The organism is Sphingomonas sp. R1 (genome assembly GCF_025960285.1).
GTDB lineage: Bacteria > Pseudomonadota > Alphaproteobacteria > Sphingomonadales > Sphingomonadaceae > Sphingomonas.
Window position 1 is genome coordinate 3,653,855 of sequence record NZ_CP110111.1, and the last position, 15,712, is coordinate 3,669,566.

At 67.3% G+C, this 15,712-nt stretch carries 15 protein-coding genes; 10 read left to right on the top strand and 5 right to left on the bottom strand.

All coding sequences use genetic code 11. The annotated features are described in order from the left end of the window. Positions 1-3: 3 nt before the first annotated feature. Entirely contained in the window at positions 4-1,659 is a 1,656-nt protein-coding gene (locus OIM94_RS17395; RefSeq protein WP_264607916.1) for an amidohydrolase, read from the bottom strand. A 59-nt stretch (positions 1,660-1,718) separates the two neighbouring features. On the opposite strand from OIM94_RS17395, the gene OIM94_RS17400 reads away from it, so the two are divergent. The 5 genes from OIM94_RS17400 (at position 1,719) to OIM94_RS17420 (ending at position 7,643) form a co-directional block, all read left to right on the top strand. Continuing rightward, positions 1,719-2,963, top strand: coding sequence for a threonine ammonia-lyase (locus OIM94_RS17400; protein ID WP_264607917.1), 1,245 nt, complete (start codon positions 1,719-1,721; stop codon positions 2,961-2,963). After that, positions 2,963-3,562 (top strand): TIGR02466 family protein, encoded by a 600-nt coding sequence (locus OIM94_RS17405; RefSeq protein ID WP_264607918.1) that lies wholly within the window; start codon positions 2,963-2,965, stop codon positions 3,560-3,562. Before OIM94_RS17400 ends, OIM94_RS17405 begins: the two co-directional genes overlap by 1 nt. Positions 3,563-3,599: 37 nt before the next feature. Next, positions 3,600-4,220 carry a CatB-related O-acetyltransferase gene (locus OIM94_RS20170; protein WP_319801134.1) on the top strand — a complete coding sequence of 207 codons (621 nt, stop codon included), beginning with the start codon at positions 3,600-3,602 and terminating at the stop codon, positions 4,218-4,220. A 40-nt stretch (positions 4,221-4,260) separates the two neighbouring features. Next, a complete protein-coding gene (rnr, locus tag OIM94_RS17415) occupies positions 4,261-6,504 on the top strand; it encodes a ribonuclease R (RefSeq protein ID WP_264607919.1) in 2,244 nt (747 codons plus the stop codon). Positions 6,505-6,632: 128 nt separating this feature from the next. Beyond that, a complete protein-coding gene (locus tag OIM94_RS17420) occupies positions 6,633-7,643 on the top strand; it encodes a LacI family DNA-binding transcriptional regulator (RefSeq protein ID WP_264607920.1) in 1,011 nt (336 codons plus the stop codon). A 423-nt stretch (positions 7,644-8,066) separates the two neighbouring features. On the opposite strand, the gene OIM94_RS17425 is transcribed toward OIM94_RS17420, so the two are convergent. After that, positions 8,067-9,362, bottom strand: coding sequence for an MFS transporter (locus tag OIM94_RS17425; RefSeq protein ID WP_264607921.1), 1,296 nt, complete (start codon positions 9,360-9,362; stop codon positions 8,067-8,069). A gap of 102 nt (positions 9,363-9,464) precedes the next feature. Here OIM94_RS17425 and OIM94_RS17430 point away from each other — a divergent pair, with 102 nt between their 5' ends. The 4 genes from OIM94_RS17430 to OIM94_RS17445 are packed head-to-tail and all read left to right on the top strand — an operon-like array spanning position 9,465 to position 11,575. Further along, entirely contained in the window at positions 9,465-10,274 is an 810-nt protein-coding gene (locus OIM94_RS17430) for an APH(3') family aminoglycoside O-phosphotransferase (RefSeq protein ID WP_264607922.1), read from the top strand. Between the two features lie 55 nt (positions 10,275-10,329). Beyond that, positions 10,330-10,884, top strand: a complete 555-nt coding sequence (gene pgsA, locus OIM94_RS17435) for a CDP-diacylglycerol--glycerol-3-phosphate 3-phosphatidyltransferase (RefSeq protein ID WP_264607923.1) — start codon at positions 10,330-10,332, stop codon at positions 10,882-10,884. After that, on the top strand, positions 10,884-11,141 hold the full coding sequence (gene moaD, locus OIM94_RS17440; protein ID WP_264607924.1) for a molybdopterin converting factor subunit 1: 258 nt from the start codon (positions 10,884-10,886) through the stop codon (positions 11,139-11,141). Before pgsA ends, moaD begins: the two co-directional genes overlap by 1 nt. After that, positions 11,138-11,575 carry a molybdenum cofactor biosynthesis protein MoaE gene (locus tag OIM94_RS17445; protein WP_264607925.1) on the top strand — a complete coding sequence of 146 codons (438 nt, stop codon included), beginning with the start codon at positions 11,138-11,140 and terminating at the stop codon, positions 11,573-11,575. The genes moaD and OIM94_RS17445 overlap by 4 nt, the downstream gene beginning before the upstream one ends. 102 nt (positions 11,576-11,677) lie before the next feature. Here OIM94_RS17445 and OIM94_RS17450 read toward each other — a convergent pair whose 3' ends face one another. The 3 genes from OIM94_RS17450 to ahpC form a co-directional block, all read right to left on the bottom strand. Next, positions 11,678-12,580, bottom strand: a complete 903-nt coding sequence (locus OIM94_RS17450; RefSeq protein ID WP_264607926.1) for a hydrogen peroxide-inducible genes activator — start codon at positions 12,578-12,580, stop codon at positions 11,678-11,680. A 110-nt stretch (positions 12,581-12,690) separates the two neighbouring features. Beyond that, complete coding sequence (gene ahpF / locus OIM94_RS17455; RefSeq protein ID WP_264607927.1) at positions 12,691-14,271, bottom strand: alkyl hydroperoxide reductase subunit F; 1,581 nt, start codon at positions 14,269-14,271, stop codon at positions 12,691-12,693. Positions 14,272-14,409: 138 nt separating this feature from the next. Beyond that, positions 14,410-14,973 carry an alkyl hydroperoxide reductase subunit C gene (gene ahpC, locus OIM94_RS17460; protein WP_093298686.1) on the bottom strand — a complete coding sequence of 188 codons (564 nt, stop codon included), beginning with the start codon at positions 14,971-14,973 and terminating at the stop codon, positions 14,410-14,412. 153 nt (positions 14,974-15,126) lie between these two features. Between ahpC and OIM94_RS17465 the strand changes: the two genes are divergently transcribed. Next, the gene (locus tag OIM94_RS17465) at positions 15,127-15,705 is read left to right on the top strand and encodes a hypothetical protein (protein ID WP_264607928.1); all 579 of its coding nucleotides are present in this window, start codon (positions 15,127-15,129) and stop codon (positions 15,703-15,705) included. Positions 15,706-15,712: the final 7 nt, after the last annotated feature.

Below are 15,712 nucleotides of genomic sequence, written 5' to 3' on the forward strand. Positions count from 1 at the left end.
GCGTTACTTCTTCGCCACCCAGGCGCGCTGGCCGGCCACCCAGGTCTCCACCACCTTCACGCCGCGCAGCTCGGCGGGCGAGACGGCCAGCGGGTCGCGGTCGAGGATCAGGAAGTCGGCCCAGAGACCCGGTGCCAGCCGCCCGAACTTGTCCTCGGCGAACCCCGCATAGGCGGCGCCGATGGTGAAGCCGGCCCAGCCTTCTTCCCGCGAAAGCTTCTCCTCGGGCCGCCAGCCGCCCGGCGGGTTGCCCTGCGCATCCTGGCGGGTGACGCTCGCCGCCCAGCCGGCCCAGGGATCCGGGCTTTCGACCGGATAGTCCGAGCCGAAGGCCAGCCGCGACCCGTCGCGCAGCATCGTGCGCCACGCATAGGCGCCGGCCAGCCGGTCCGGCCCCAGCCGTGCCTCGGCCATGGTCCGGTCGCTGGTCTGGTGGACCGGCTGCATCGAGGCGATCGTGCCGAACCTGGCGAAGCGCGGCAGGTCCTTGGGATCGATGATCTGGGCGTGCTCGATCCGCCAGCGGCGATCGCCCTTGTAGGTTTCGGAAAGCGTCTCGATCGCGTCGAGCACTTGGCTGTTGGCGCGGTCGCCGATCGCGTGGACGGCGAGCTGGAAATTGTCCATCGCGCCGCGCGCCATCAGGTTGAGCAGCTGGTCGTCACTGAGGAAGCCCAGCCCCTTGTTGCCCGGCGCATCCGCATATTCGGCCTTGAGCCAGGCGCCGCGCGAACCGAGGGCGCCGTCGGCATAAAGCTTGATGCCGCCCATCCGCAGGCGATCATTGTAGAGCCAGGGGGTGGGTCCGGCACCCGCCACGCGCAGCGCGGTTTCCACGCCGTGCGCATAGCTCATGATCCGCACGCGCAGCTGGCCGATATCGGCCATGCCGCGCATCGTCTCCCAGTCGTCCACCGTGGTGCCCATGTCGGCGGTGGCGGTGATGCCGAGCGACAGGAGCCGTTCCTGCGCGGCGAGGAAGGCCGCGTTGCGTTCCCGCGGCGTGGCCTGCGGGACCACCTTGGCCACGAGCGCCGTCGCGGCGTCGACCAGCACGCCGGTGGGCTTGCTGCTCGCGTCGCGCTCGATGCGGCCGCCTGCCGGATCCTTGGTCGCGGCGGTGATGCCCGCAAGTTCGAGCGCGCGACTGTTCGCCCAGCCGGCATGACCGTCGACGCGCTCCAGCCACACCGGGCGATCGCTCACCGCACGATCGAGCTCGGCGGCGGTGGGGAAGCGGCCGAGCTTCCAGTTCTCCTGGTTCCAGCCGCGTCCGAGGATCCATTTGGCCGGGCTCTTGGCGGCATGGTCGCGGATGCGGGCCAGCGCGTCGTCCAGGCTGGTGGTGGGGAACAGGTCGAGCTGGAGCTGCTGGTAGCCCAGTTCCATGTAATGGCCGTGCGCATCGATCATGCCCGGCACCAGCGTCGCGCCCTTGAGGTCGATACGCCACACCAGTTTCCGCGGCCGCTTCTGCCCCTTGGCGAGGATCGCGACGACCTTGCCATAGGGGTCGATCTGCAGCGCCTCGAACCGCACCACCGCGCCCTTGGCGTCGAGCGTGATGCCGTTGACATTGTCAATGATTCCATCGGCCTGGGCAGCGGGTGCGAGCAGCAGGGCGGTGGCGGCGGCAAGCCGCTTGAGGCGCGTGAACATGGGGCGCAGGCATAGGGCCTGTTCCCCTGCTGCGCCAGATGGTCTAGGCGGACAGGATCATGGCTACCAAAGCAGCACCCGCGCCCGCCTCGCTCCCCGTCTCCATCGACGATGTCCGGGCGGCCGCGGCGCGGATTAGCGGTGCGGTGGTGCGCACGCCGACGCTCCACAGCCGCACGCTCTCGCAGCTGACCGGCGCCAACGTGTACCTCAAGTTCGAAAATCTCCAGTTCACCGCCGCCTACAAGGAGCGCGGCGCGCTCAACACGCTGCTCCAGCTCGATGCCGAGGCGCGCGCCAAGGGCGTGATCGCCGCCTCGGCCGGCAACCATGCGCAGGGCCTGGCCTATCACGCGACGCGACTGGGCATCCCCAGCACGATCGTGATGCCCAAGAACACGCCGATCGTGAAGGTCACCCAGACCGAGGGGCATGGCGCGACGGTGGTGCTGCACGGCGAGACCTTCGATGCCGCCTATGCCCATTCCCGGGAACTCGAGGCGGAGAAGGGCTACACCTTCATCCATCCCTTCGACGATCCGCGCGTGATCGCCGGGCAGGGGACCGCGACGCTGGAGCTGCTGGAGGACGTGCCCGGCATCGATACGCTGGTCGTGCCGATCGGCGGCGGCGGGCTGATCTCTGGCGCGTCGGTCGTGGCCAAGGCGCAGGACCGGCCGATCGAGGTGCTGGGCGTGCAGGCCGAGCTCTACCCCTCGATGTACAACCGCGTGCACCACACCGAGATGCCGTGCGCGGGCGATACGCTGGCCGAGGGTATCGCCGTGAAGTATCCCGGCACCATCACCGCAAAGATCGTCGAGGCGCTGGTCGACGACATCGTGCTGGTCGGCGAGCGCCGGCTGGAGGAGGCGGTGAGCCTGCTGCTCCAGATCGAGAAGACGGTGGTGGAAGGAGCCGGCGCCGCGGGCCTCGCCGCGCTGCTGTCGGAGCCCGAGCGCTTCAAGGGCAAGACCGTCGGCACGATCCTGTGCGGCGGCAATATCGACACGCGGCTGCTCGCCAACGTGCTGCTGCGCGATCTTGCCCGCTCGGGCCGTCTCGCGCGCCTGCGCATCCGGCTGCAGGACCGGCCGGGGGCGCTGTTCCATGTCGCGCGGATCTTCCACGAGCAGGGCGTCAACATCATCGAGGTGTATCACCAGCGCGTGTTCACCTCGCTGCCCGCCAAGGGCCTGGTGACCGATATCGAGTGCGAGACGCGCGACCGCAACCATCTCGATCGCCTGATCACCGCGCTGCGCCGGGCGCAGTACGAAGTGAGCATGGTCGAATCCGCCTGATGCGCACGCTCTTCTCGACCCTGCTCTACCAGCAGCCGCTGGGCGACGATGCGCTGATCGCCGATCTCGAAGCCTCGTGCCTGCAACTGGCCGAGGACGACACCGCCGGCCGCCGCTGGTGCCGCGAGAACCACTATCGCGGCTATACCAGCTATGCCTCGCTCGACGACCTGCCGATCCGTGACCCGGCCTTTGCGGACCTGAAGCGGCTGCTCGACAAGCATGTCGCGGCCTTCGCCAAGGCCTGTGCATTCGATCTCGGCGGGCGCAAGCTCAAGCTCGACAGCCTGTGGGTCAATGTGCTCGACGGCAAGGGCGGGCACGGCGCACACATCCATCCGCACAGCGTCGTCTCGGGCACGGTGTACGTAGCGCTGCCTGCGGGTGCGCGCGGCCTCAAGCTGGAGGATCCGCGGCTCGCGATGATGATGGCCGCGCCGACGCGGCTGCCGGACGCGCCCGAGGCTCTGCAGCCCTTCATCGAGGTGGTGCCGGACGTGGGCACGGTGCTGCTCTGGGAAAGCTGGCTGCGCCACGAAGTGCCGCCGGGTTCAGCCAGGGAAAAGCGGATCAGCGTCAGCTTCAACTATCGCTGGTAGGGTCGGATACCGCAGGAAGACAGGGGGAAAGAGGGCGATGGGACTCCAGAACATTGTCGACAGGGTTCTGCTGAAGCTGGTGCGCAATCATGAGGAAAGCGATTTCCTGCGCCGTCGTTTCCAGAAGCTCTACGATATCGAGATCGGCGCCTACAGCTATGGTGCGTTCGATCGCTGGCGGATCGCACCCGGCACGCGCATCGGGCGCTATTGCTCGTTCGCGGGATCGGTGATGGTCATCTCGACCAACCATCCCATGCAGGCCCTGTCGACCCATCCGATCTTCTACCTCAAGAGCCGCGGCGTGATCCCCGAGAATCGCGTGGTGGGACGCCCGACCGTCATCGAGGACGATGTCTGGATCGGGCACCAGGCGATCATCACGCCGGGCTGCAAGCGGATCGGCCGGGGCGCGGTGATCGGTGCGGGGGCAATCGTCACCCGCGACGTGGCACCCTATGCCATCGTCGCCGGCAATCCGGCCAAGCTGATCCGGCATCGCTTTTCGCCGGAGGTGATCGAGGCGCTGGAGCGCACCCGCTGGTGGGAGCTGGATCGCGCCGGTCTGGCGCGCGCCTGCGCCGCGGTGCCGGAATTCGCGCATGAGCCGACTGTCGAGAATGCCGCGGCGTTCGAGCGGGCGGTCGCGGCGGGATAGCGATTGGTTTGTTGGTCCCCTGCGCCTATGTTGGGGGCCAATGGCCAAGCACAGACCCAGCGCGGGACTGCCCACGCGGCAGCAGATTCTCGATTTCATCGCATCCTCCGACACGCCCGCCGGCAAGCGCGAGATCGCCAAGGCGTTCGGGCTGAGTGCGCAGGACAAGATCCTGCTCAAGGCGCTGCTCAAGGACATGAGCGACGAGGGGCTGATCGACGTCGCCCCCGGCCGCGCCTTCCACAAGATGGGCGGCCTGCCCAAGGTAACCGTGCTGCGCATCACCGATGCGGACGGCGACACCACCTGGGCGGTGCCCGAGCGCTGGGAAGCCGAGCATGTGCCAGCACCCCGGCTGCGTGTGCGTGAGATGCGCGGCAAGCGCTCGGCGCTGGGGGTGGGGGACCGCATCCTCGCGCGCACCGAGGAGGCCGGCAACGGCTGGATCGCGCACCCGATGAAGACCCTTGCCCGCGGCGAGGAACTGATGCTCGGCGTGCTCCACGAGGAGGGCGGCAGGCTCTGGCTGCAGGGCGTCGAGAAGAAGGAGCGGCGCAGCTGGCCGGTCTCCGATGCCGGGGGCGCGGAGGTCGGCGACCTGGTGTTGGCCGAGAAGACCGGCCGCCCGCCGCGGATCACTGCCAAGGTGGTCGAGCGGCTGGGCGATCCGTTCGCCCCGCGCAGCTTCTCGCTGATCGCGATCCACCGCCACGGCATCCCCAACGTGTTTTCGGAAGAGCTGCTCGAAGAGGCGGAGCGCGTCGCGCAGCAGCCGCTGGGGACGGACCGCGAGGATCTGCGCCACCTGCCGATCGTCGCCATCGATCCCGCCGATGCGCGCGACCATGACGACGCGGTCTGGGCGACGCCGGACGACGACCCCGCCAACGAAGGCGGCTGGAAGGCGATCGTCGCGATCGCCGACGTGTCCTTCTATGTGCGCCCCGGCTCGCAGCTCGATCGCGAGGCACGCAAGCGGGGCAATTCGGTCTATTTCCCCGATCGCGTCGTGCCGATGCTGCCGGAAGTGCTGTCGGCGGACGTGTGTTCGCTCAAGGAAGGCGTCGATCGCGCAGCGCTCGCCTGCCATCTGCAGGTGACGAAAGGCGGCGCGCTCAAGAGCTGGCGCTTCACGCGGGCGGTCGTGCGGCTCGCGGCGAACATCGCGTACGAAGATGCCCAGGCGGCGATCGACGGCACGCTGGAGCATCCGCTCACCGAGACCGCGCTGCGCCCGCTCTGGGATTGCTGGCATGCGCTCTACGCCGCGCGCGAGAAGCGCGAGCCGCTCGATCTCGATCTGCCCGAGCGCCGCATCGTGCTCGACGAGAAGGGCCGCATCCTCTCGGTCGCCCCGCGCGAGCGGCTCGATGCGCACAAGCTGATCGAGGATTACATGATCGCCGCCAACGTCGCCGCCGCCAAGGCGCTGGAGGCGAAGAAGACGCCGGTGATGTACCGCATCCACGAGCCGCCGGCGCGCGAGAAGCTCACCGCGCTCAAGGAATATCTCAAGACCTTCGAGGTCGAGTTCGCGCTCGGCCAGGTGATCCGCCCGGCGACGTTCAACCGCATCCTCGATCGCATCGGCGAGGAGGATTTCCGCCCGCAGGTGATGGAGCAGGTGCTGCGCACCCAGACCCAGGCCTATTACGGCCCCGAGAATGTCGGCCATTTCGGCCTCGCGCTCGGCTCCTATGCGCATTTCACTTCGCCGATCCGCCGCTACGCCGACTTGATCGTGCACCGCGCCCTGGTCGAGGCCTACCGACTGGGGCCCGGCGGCCTGACGCCCGAAGAGGCGGGCAGCATGGACCGGATCGGCCAGTCGATCAGCCAGCTCGAACGCCGCGCGATGGAGGCCGAGCGCGAGACGATCGACCGCTATGTCGCCGCCTATCTCGCCGCGCATGTCGGCGAGGTGATGGAGGCGCGGATCACCGGCGTCCAGAATTTCGGCTTCTTCGCGACCGTGGAAGGGGTGGGCGGCGACGGCCTGGTCGCCGCGCGGGATCTGGGCGCCGAATATTTCCACTATGACGAGGCCGGCAAGCGGCTGGTCGGCGAGCATAGCGGCGAGCAATTCACGCTCGGCCAGCGGATCGAGCTGCGGCTGGTCGAGGCCAACCCGGTTTCCGGCGCGCTGCGCTTCGAGCTGCCGGACGGCAAGGGCTCGGCCGGCGGGCCCCAGCGCACCGGCCGGCCGGGCAAAGGGGCGCCCAAGCGGGTGATCCACCGCCGCGGGCGTCCGGGCAATATCCGCCACCAGGGCCGCAAGCGTTGAGCCGGGGCGCTGCCGGCCACGGGGCTGGCAGCGCTGTCCAAACATCGTGCAAAGGCGAAACAGCCACGCTACACAGGACTGCGAAGAGCATGATCCAGTGCCGATGTGAACGTTAACGAGGAGTTTCGATGTCCAGCCGCCCGACGATCAAGGAAGTGTCGAAGATCGCGGGCGTGTCGTTCAAGACCGTCTCCCGGGTGCTCAACAACGAGAAGCATGTCAGCGAGGAGACGCGGCGCCGCGTCGAGGAAGTGGTGGCGCAGCTCAATTTCCGTCCCAGCCATGCCGCGCGTACGCTGGCCGGGCGGCGATCCTTTCAGGTCGCACTGCTCTACGACAATCCCAGCCCCTATTATGTGTTCCACATCCAGTCCGGCGCGCTGGAGCGCTGCCATGAGCTCGGCTATCGCCTGCTCATGCAGCCGGTGGAAAGCGGGGCGCCCGATCTGGTGCCCGACGTGCTGGCGCTGGTCGACGAGGCGCACCTCGACGGGCTGATCCTCTCCCCGCCGCTTACCGAGATGCCCGAGCTGATCGAGGCGCTCGACAAGCGCAAGCTGCCCTATGTCCGCATCGCGCCGGGCCTGCGCAAGGGCCACGGGCTGGCGACGACGATGGACGACGTTGCGGCTGCGTGCGAGATCACCCGCCATCTGGTCGATCTCGGCCACCGTGCGATTGCCTTTATCAGCGGGCCGGAAAGCCATGTCTCGTCCGCCGATCGCCTTGCCGGCTATCGGCAGGCGCTCGAGGCGGGGGGCATCGCCTTCGATCCGGCACTGGTGATCGCAGGCGACTACAGCTTCCAATCGGGCGGCGCGGCGGCCCGCGCACTGCTCGCGCGCAAACCACGGCCGACCGCGATCTTCGCGGGCAATGACGACATGGCGGCCGGCGCGCTCGCGGCGGCGCACGAGGCGGACATCGCCGTGCCGGAGGCGCTGTCGATCGCGGGCTTCGACGATTCCGATCTCGCGCGCGCGGTGTGGCCGCCGCTCACCACCATCCGGCAGCCCGTGCGGGAGCTCGCCTATGCGGCTGCGGACCTGATGCTGGCGGGCAATGCCGTCACGCCGCAGGTGATGCTCGACCACGAACTGAAGGTCCGCGCGACCACCGGGCCCGCGCCGAAGGGCTGATCCCGTCACGCCTGCTCTCCTTCGCCGGGGCAGGGCCACGGCATTCCTCACATTGCTTCGTCATCCCCGCGAAGGCAGGGATCCATTCGCGCTGATGCTGCAGTTCTTTCTTCAAGCGGTGAGGGCAATGGATTCCCGCCTTCGCGGGAATGACGATGGACGTCTAAGATGCCGCGTCCCATCCCGCGCTGGCACAGCGTTAACCATGCTTGCCGCTGGCCGAAATCCTAAACGGCGCGTTAACCTTGCGCCATGCCGCAGCCCTTTGCCCTTCGAGGCGCTCGCCGCCATCCGTTCCGCCGCCACGTGCGGCAGGTGATCGCGCGCCAGCGCAAGGCAAGCGAGGACGGCGACGTGAAGCTCTTCGCGCTGAGCTTCACGGCCTTCTTCGTCTGCTTCTACACGTTCCTGCTGTAGCCGGCGTCAGTTCGGGCAGGTGTCGCCCGAACGCGGCACATCGCCTTCCTTGTGGAGCTTGCGGGCGCACCAGGCCGAGGCCAGCGCCAGCGCCGCCACTACCCAGAGCGAGTCCTCGACATTCACGCCCGGGATGCGGGTGAAGCCGAAGATGCCGACCGAGCCGATCACCATCGCGCCCGAATTGACGACGTTGTTCGCCGCCACCGTACGCGCCGTCTGCGACTTTTCCACCGTGGTGGTGAGGAAGGCATAGAGCGGCACCACGAACATGCCGCCGGTGGTGGCGATAAGAACAAGGTCGCCCAGCGCGTGCCATGCGGCGGGCATCTGGATGAAGTCCATCGTCTTCAGCAGCGGGCCGTCATGCACCGGCCAGTATTTGGCGGTGAAGTGGAAATCGACGACGAATGCCGTCATCGCCAGCACCGAGGGCACGCAGTACCGCGCCGAGACATTGCCCTTGAGCAGCTTGTTGATGATCACCGATCCGATCGCGATGCCGATCGAGAAGATGCCGAGGAACACGCTCGCCACGTCCTTCTGGGCGTGGAAGACGTTCTTCACCAGCGGCGGGAACAGCACGCCCAGCACCGCCGCGATCGACCAGAACACGCTGATCGATACGATCGCGAGGAACAGCCGGCGGATGTGCATCGTCGCCGAGATCAGCCGGGCTGAGGCTCGGAAGATGTTGAGGTCGATGTCCAGATGGGTGAGCGGCGGCGCCGGGGGGATCTGCAGCGAGGCGATCCAGCCGATCAGCGCAACGCCGACGACCGCGAAGGCGGCGGCATGGGCGCTGATCAGGCCGCCGGCGATGGTGCCGAACAGGATCGCCACATAGGTGCCGGCCTCGATCATGCCGGTGCCGCCCAGCACATCGTCTTCCGCGAGGTGCTGTGGCAGGACGGCATATTTGATCGGGCCGAAAAAGGTCGAATGAATGCCCATGCCGACAAGCGCCACCAGCATCAGCGGCAGGCTCTTCAGGAAGATACCCGCTGCGCCGACCAGCATGATGCCCACCTCGGCGGCCTTGATGATCCGCATGATCTTGGCCTTGTCATGCGTATCGGCGAGCTGGCCGGCAAGGGCCGAGAAGAGGAAGAAGGGCAGGATGAAGATGCCGGTGGCGATCGCGCTGAACTGCGTCTCCTGCTCCACCGAGTTGAAGATCTGGTAGGTCGCGAAAAAGATCATCGCGTTCTTGAAGAGGTTGTCGTTGAACGCTCCCAGGAACTGCGTGATGAAGAGGGGCAGGAACCGGCGCTCCTTCATGAGCCCGAGCGCACCGATCATTCGATAAAAGCTCCCCTGCTGCGGTATTCCGCATCGTGAAGGGTGGGCATACCGGGGGCCGCGCGCCGCTTCAATGGATTAATCGGACAGGGAGGACCGGGGATGGACGACGAGGCACGGGAACGGCGCGTGGCACCGCAGGCGGTACCGGCGGGGTTGGCGCCGCATGTCGCGGATCGGACGTGGTTCCGCGACGCGGTGGGCGAGTCTGGCTGCGCGGTGTTTCGGCTGGCCCGGGAGGGCGACGACGACCGGTACCTCAAGGTCGGCCGGGGCTCGCAGCTTGGCGATCTGGTCGACGAGATGACGCGGCTGCGCTGGCTGGAGTCTTATCTGCCCGTGCCGACGCTGATGGGGTTCGCGATCGAGGAGGGGGCTGGCTGGATGGTCACGTCGCGGATGGCAGGCCGAACCGCGTACCAGATCCTTGAAGCAGCGCCCGAGCAGGCGCCCGCGCTCGCCGGAGCGCTGGGGCTATTCCTCCGGCGGCTGCACGGCATTCCGGTCGAGCGCTGCCCGTTCAACGCCGATCATCGGCTGCGGCTGGCGGCGGCGAAGGACCGGCTCGACGCCGGGCTGGTCGCGGAGGACGAGTTCGACGAGGCCCGGCAGGGCATGTCAGCGCGGGCCGTGTGGGAAGAAATGCTGGCCGCGCTGCCACCGGGGTTCGATCATGTGGTGACGCATGGCGACTTCTCGCTCGACAATCTGTTCGTCGTGGACGGTGCGGTGACCGGCTGTATCGATCTGGGGCGCGTCGGCATCGCCGATCCCTGGCAGGATCTCGCCATCCTGTGGCATTCGCTGGCGGAATTCGGCGCGGAAGCGCCGCGGCGCATGCTGGCGGCCTATGGCATCGCCCTCGATCCGGCGAAGCTCGACTTCCATCTGCGGCTGGATGAATTCTTCTGATTGTGCGGGCCTTTGGGCCTCCCTTGTGGCGTTTCGCGGTGCTAGGGGATGGGCGATGTTGACGTTGCCGAACATTCTCACCTTGTCGCGCATCTTCGCGGTGCCGCTGCTGGTGGGCTTTCTGTGGTGGCCGCACTGGGCGCCCGGATTTGCGATCGCCTTCGCGCTCTACTGCCTCATGGGCATCACCGACTATTTCGACGGCTATCTCGCCCGGGCACAGGGGACGGTGTCGAAACTCGGTGTGTTTCTGGACCCGATCGCGGACAAGATCATGGTCGCCGCGGTGATCCTGATCCTGGTCGGCAAGGGGGTGATCGCCGACTGGCACATCATCGCCGCGCTGGTGATCCTGCTGCGCGAAATCGCCGTGTCGGGCCTGCGCGAGTTTCTCGGCGGCATCCAGGTCTCGGTGCCCGTGTCGCGGCTGGCCAAGTGGAAGACGACGCTGCAGCTGGTGTCGCTGGGCGCGCTGATCCTGTCCGGCGCGGTACCCGAATGGGGCTGGGTGCTGCTGGTCGGGCTGGTGACGCTGTGGGGCGCGGCGGTGCTGACCGCGATCACCGGCTGGGACTATCTCCGCGTCGGCCTGAGCCATATGGACAGCTGATGGCGATCTCGATGCTCTATTTCGCCTGGGTGCGCGAGGCCGTCGGGACCGGCGAGGAGCAGGTCGACCCACCCGAAGCAGTGCGCAACGTCGCCGATCTGATCGACTGGCTGTCGCAGCGCAGCGCCGGCCACGCCGCCGCCTTCGCCGAGCCGGCGAAGCTGCGCGCGGCGATCGACCAGCGCTTCGTGCCGCTGGACGCGCTGCTCGAGGACGCGCGCGAGGTCGCGATCTTTCCGCCGGTGACGGGCGGATGATCCGCGTCTCGGTCGATCCCGCGCCGATCGAACTCGCCGTCGAGGTTGCGGCCCTGGAGGAACGCGGCGCTGGCGGTGTCGCCACCTTCACCGGCGTGGTGCGCACCGATGACGGCGTCGAGGCGCTCGAGCTCGAACATTATCCCGGCATGACCGAGGCGGCGCTCTGCACGCTGGCCGAAGCGGCGATCGATCGCTGGAACCTGCTTGGCGTCACCATCGTCCACCGCGTTGGCAAGATGACCGCGGGCGAGCGGATCGTCTTCGTCGGCACCGCGGCGGCGCACCGGCGCGAGGCGCTGGAGGCCTGCGCCTATCTGATCGACCGGCTCAAGACCGACGCGCCCTTCTGGAAGCGCGAATGGCTGGCCGGCGGCACGCGCTGGGTGGAACCGCGCAGCACCGATGCGGAGGCTGCTGCCGGCGGGGCGTAGCTGTCCCGGATCTCGCATGACATCGACGCACAAATGAAAACTTCATCCTCGTCGGCGATCGTCGAGTAGCGGGAATACAATTCTGGCGAGGCCAGCTTTCGCTTACGCGCGTGCCTGCGTCAGCACGTCGGCCAGCAGCCGGAAATCGCGCTCCCGGGGCGACGCCTTGCGCCAGACCAGCGCGATGTTGCGCGAGGCGTTGGCCGAATCCAACGGGCGCGCCTTGACCGAGGTGTGCTCCAAAATGCCCGCATCCACCGCCATCTCCGGCAGCATCGTCACGCCCAGGCCGTTGTCGACCATCTGCACCATGGTGTGGAGCGAGGTGCCCAGCATCGTCGCCTCGGCGCGGAGTTCGGGGCGATTGCAGGCGGCCAGCGCATGATCCTTCAAGCAGTGCCCGTCCTCGAGCATCAGCAGCCGCGTCTCGTCGATCGCATCGGGATGGATGGCGGGCGTGGGGTCCATCTCGCCGTCGCGGAAGGCGACGAACAGCCGGTCGTCAAACAGCCGCGCGCTCTCCACGTCGCCGCACGAGAAGGGCAAAGCGAGCAGCACGCAATCGGTACGGCCATGGCTCAGCGCCTCGCAGGCCTGGCCGCTGGTTTCCTCGCGCAGATAGAGCTTGAGGTCGGGATATTGCTGGCGGAGCCGCGGCAGGATGCGCGGCAGCAGGAACGGCGCGATGGTGGGGATCACGCTCATCCGCATCTCGCCCGAGAGCGGGCGGCCGGCGGCGCGGGCGAGATCGCCCAGTTCGTCCGCCTCGCGCAGCACGCGGCGGGCCTTTTCCACGATCCGCTCGCCGAGCGGCGTGAAGCGGACAACGCGCCGGGTACGCTCGACCAGCACGACGCCGATCAGCGTCTCGAGTTCACGGATACCGGCGGACAGGGTTGACTGGGTGACGAAGCAGGCTTCCGCGGCACGGCCGAAATGGCCGGCATCATTGAGCGCCACCAGATATTGCAGCTGCTTGAGGGTAGGGAGGTAGGTTTGCGCCACTGATCGCCTCTCTCGATTGTCGGCTGGGTATATAGTGGCGTTTTCGAACATGGGAAGCGAAGCGGCAAAAAGCGCTCCCCTCCCGCTTGCAGGCGGGAGGGGAGCATGGCTCAGGCGGCAACAGCCTGAAGTTCTTCTTCCGGCAGGCGGATCATGTAGTCGAACGCCGAGAGCGCTGCGGTCGAACCCGCGCCCATCGCGATCACGATCTGCTTGTACGGCACGGTGGTGCAGTCGCCCGCCGCGAAGATGCCGGGCTGGCTGGTCTCGCCGCGCGCATCGATCTCGATCTCGCCACGCGGGGTGAGCGCCACCGCGTCCTTCAGCCACTCGGTGTTGGGCACCAGGCCGATCTGGACGAAGATGCCTTCCAGCGCGATGTCGTGCTCGGCACCGCTGTTGCGGTCCTTGTAGCTGAGGCCCGACACCTTCTCGCCGTCGCCGTTGACGCGGGTGGTCATCGCCGAGGTGAGGATCTTCACGTTGGGCAGGCTGGCGAGCTTGCGCTGCAGCACCGCATCGGCGCGGAGCTGGCTGTCATACTCGATCAGCGTGACGTGCGCGACGATGCCGGCCAGGTCGATCGCGGCCTCGACACCCGAGTTGCCGCCGCCGATCACCGCGACGCGCTTGCCCTTGAACAGCGGGCCGTCGCAGTGCGGGCAATAGGCCACGCCCTTGTTCTTGTACTCGTCCTCGCCCGGCACGTTCATCTGCCGCCAGCGCGCGCCGGTGGAGAGGATGACCGCCTTGGCCTTCAGGCTCGCGCCGTTCGCCAGCATCACTTCGTGCAGGCCGCCCTCGCGCTTCGCCGGGATCAGCTTCTCGGCGCGCTGCAGGTTCATGACGTCGACGTCGTAATCCTTCACATGCTGCTCGAGCTGGGCGACCAGCTTGGGGCCCTCGGTGTGCGAGACCGAGATGAAGTTCTCGATGCCCATCGTGTCGAGCACCTGGCCACCGAAGCGCTCGGCCGCAACACCCACGCGGATGCCTTTGCGCGCCGTGTAGATCGCCGCAGCGGCGCCGGCCGGACCACCGCCGATGATCAGCACCTCGAACGGGTCCTTGCTCTTGATCTTCGCGGCCGCGCGGGCTTCGGCGCCGGTGTCGATCTTGGCGACGATCTGCTCCAGGTCCATCCGGCCCGAGGCGAAGGGCTCGCCGTTCAGGTAGACGGTCGGCACGGCCATGACCTTGCGGCCCTCGACCTCTTCCTTGAACAGCGCGCCGTCGATCGCGACGTGGCGGATATTGGGGTTGAGCACCGCCATCAGGTTCAGCGCCTGCACCACGTCCGGGCAGTTCTGGCACGACAGCGAGAAATAGGTCTCGAAGCTGAACTCGCCGTCGATGTTGCGAACCTGCTCGATCAGGTCCTGCGCCGCCTTGCTCGGGTGGCCGCCGACCTGGAGCAGGGCGAGCACCAGCGAGGTGAACTCATGGCCCATCGGGATGCCGGCGAAGCGCACGCCGATATCGGTGCCCTTGCGGCGGATCATGAAGCTGGGCTTGCGCTTGTCGTCGGCGTGGACGAGGTCGATCTTGTCGGAAAGCGCGGCGATGGCCGCCAGCAACTCGCCCAGCTCGCGCGACTTGGCGTCCTCGCCCAGGCTGGCGACGAGCTCGATCGGCTCGCGGATGTTCACGAGATAGCCCTTGAGCTGCTGCGTCAGATTGGCGTCGAGCATGGGGAAACTCCTGTGTGTCTCACTAAAACGGCCCGGAGCGGAGGGGGGATCCGCTCCGGGCCGCGATCGGCGCCCGCGTTGGGGGGCAGGGGCAGGCGCCGTATTACTAGGTCCTTCCCAGTATCGGGAAGATGACCTTTAGATCTTGCCGACCAGGTCGAGCGACGGCGCGAGGGTCTCGGCGCCTTCTTCCCACTTGGCGGGGCAGACTTCGCCCGGGTGGGCTGCGACATACTGCGCTGCCTTGATCTTGCGGAGCAGTTCCTGTGCGTTACGACCGACGCCTTCCGAAGTGATCTCCATGATCTGGATCACGCCGTCGGGATCGACGACGAAGGTGCCGCGGTCGGCCAGGCCCTGGCCCGCGCGCAGGACGTCGAAGTTGTTCGAGATGGTGTGGTTCTGGTCGCCCAGCATGTAATAGTTGATCTTGCCGATCGCGGGCGAGGTGTCGTGCCATGCCTTGTGGCTGAAGTGAGTGTCGGTCGAGACCGAGTAGACTTCGACGCCCATGCCCTGCAGGGTCGGGTAGATATCGGCCAGGTCTTCCAGCTCGGTCGGGCACACGAAGGTGAAGTCCGCCGGGTAGAAGAAGAAGACCGCCCACTTGCCCTTAACGTCGGCGTCGGTGACTTCGACGAACTTGCCTTCCTTGTAGGCCTGTGCGGTGAACGGCTTGATGGTGCTGCCGATAAGAGCCATGAGTCTTGTTCCTCCAGAACGGGGGTTGCTGTTGCGAAGCCGGATATAGGCGGCTGAAACGCGTCTGTGAAATTGGAAGACCCGCTTGGGGTGATCGAGTATATCACTCAGTGAGCGGCTACTGATCGACAATTGCGGCGGGAGCGCGCGGATATGGGGCGAGAGGCATCCACCTTTGCGGTGATCGGCGCGGAATGCGGCACGGTGACCGTGCTGCTGGAGGCGGATATACTCGTGGTGCGCGGCCCGATCCGGCGCCGATATGCACGCTGCGACCTTGTAGACGTGCGTGCGGAGCAGGGGGAGCTACGGTTCCGGTGCGGCGACGAAGCCGCGGCGCTCAGCCTGGGCGAGCCTGCTTCCAGCCGCTGGGTCGACGCGATAGCGCGCCCCTTGCCGTCGTTGCGCGACAAGCTGGGTCTATCGGGACTCGCCCTGGTGCTGGGCGATTGCGAGGACGCTGCGTTGGGGGCCGCACTGGAAGGGCGGACGACCGCGGATCCCGCCGCCGCCTGCATGATCATCGCGCGCATCGAGACCGAGGCCGATCTGGACATCGCCCGCACGCTGCCGGGGCGGTTGCCGATCTGGACGGTCTACCGGAAGGGCAAGGGCGTGTGCTTCGGCGACTCGGCGATACGCCAGTCGATGCGCGCGGCAGGGTATCGCGACAGCAAGTCCTGTGCGGTGTCCGAGCGATGGACCGCGACCCGCTATACCAAAGCAGACTGAGCACGGG

Coding starts and splice junctions, on each gene's coding strand:
- OIM94_RS17395 (WP_264607916.1), bottom strand. CDS start 1,659: ATGTTCACGCGCCTCAAGCGGCTTGCCGCCGCCACCGCCCTGCTGCTC.
- OIM94_RS17400 (WP_264607917.1), top strand. CDS start 1,719: ATGGCTACCAAAGCAGCACCCGCGCCCGCCTCGCTCCCCGTCTCCATC.
- OIM94_RS17405 (WP_264607918.1), top strand. CDS start 2,963: ATGCGCACGCTCTTCTCGACCCTGCTCTACCAGCAGCCGCTGGGCGAC.
- OIM94_RS20170 (WP_319801134.1), top strand. CDS start 3,600: ATGGGACTCCAGAACATTGTCGACAGGGTTCTGCTGAAGCTGGTGCGC.
- rnr (WP_264607919.1), top strand. CDS start 4,261: ATGGCCAAGCACAGACCCAGCGCGGGACTGCCCACGCGGCAGCAGATT.
- OIM94_RS17420 (WP_264607920.1), top strand. CDS start 6,633: ATGTCCAGCCGCCCGACGATCAAGGAAGTGTCGAAGATCGCGGGCGTG.
- OIM94_RS17425 (WP_264607921.1), bottom strand. CDS start 9,362: ATGATCGGTGCGCTCGGGCTCATGAAGGAGCGCCGGTTCCTGCCCCTC.
- OIM94_RS17430 (WP_264607922.1), top strand. CDS start 9,465: ATGGACGACGAGGCACGGGAACGGCGCGTGGCACCGCAGGCGGTACCG.
- pgsA (WP_264607923.1), top strand. CDS start 10,330: ATGTTGACGTTGCCGAACATTCTCACCTTGTCGCGCATCTTCGCGGTG.
- moaD (WP_264607924.1), top strand. CDS start 10,884: ATGGCGATCTCGATGCTCTATTTCGCCTGGGTGCGCGAGGCCGTCGGG.
- OIM94_RS17445 (WP_264607925.1), top strand. CDS start 11,138: ATGATCCGCGTCTCGGTCGATCCCGCGCCGATCGAACTCGCCGTCGAG.
- ahpF (WP_264607927.1), bottom strand. CDS start 14,271: ATGCTCGACGCCAATCTGACGCAGCAGCTCAAGGGCTATCTCGTGAAC.
- ahpC (WP_093298686.1), bottom strand. CDS start 14,973: ATGGCTCTTATCGGCAGCACCATCAAGCCGTTCACCGCACAGGCCTAC.
- OIM94_RS17465 (WP_264607928.1), top strand. CDS start 15,127: ATGGGGCGAGAGGCATCCACCTTTGCGGTGATCGGCGCGGAATGCGGC.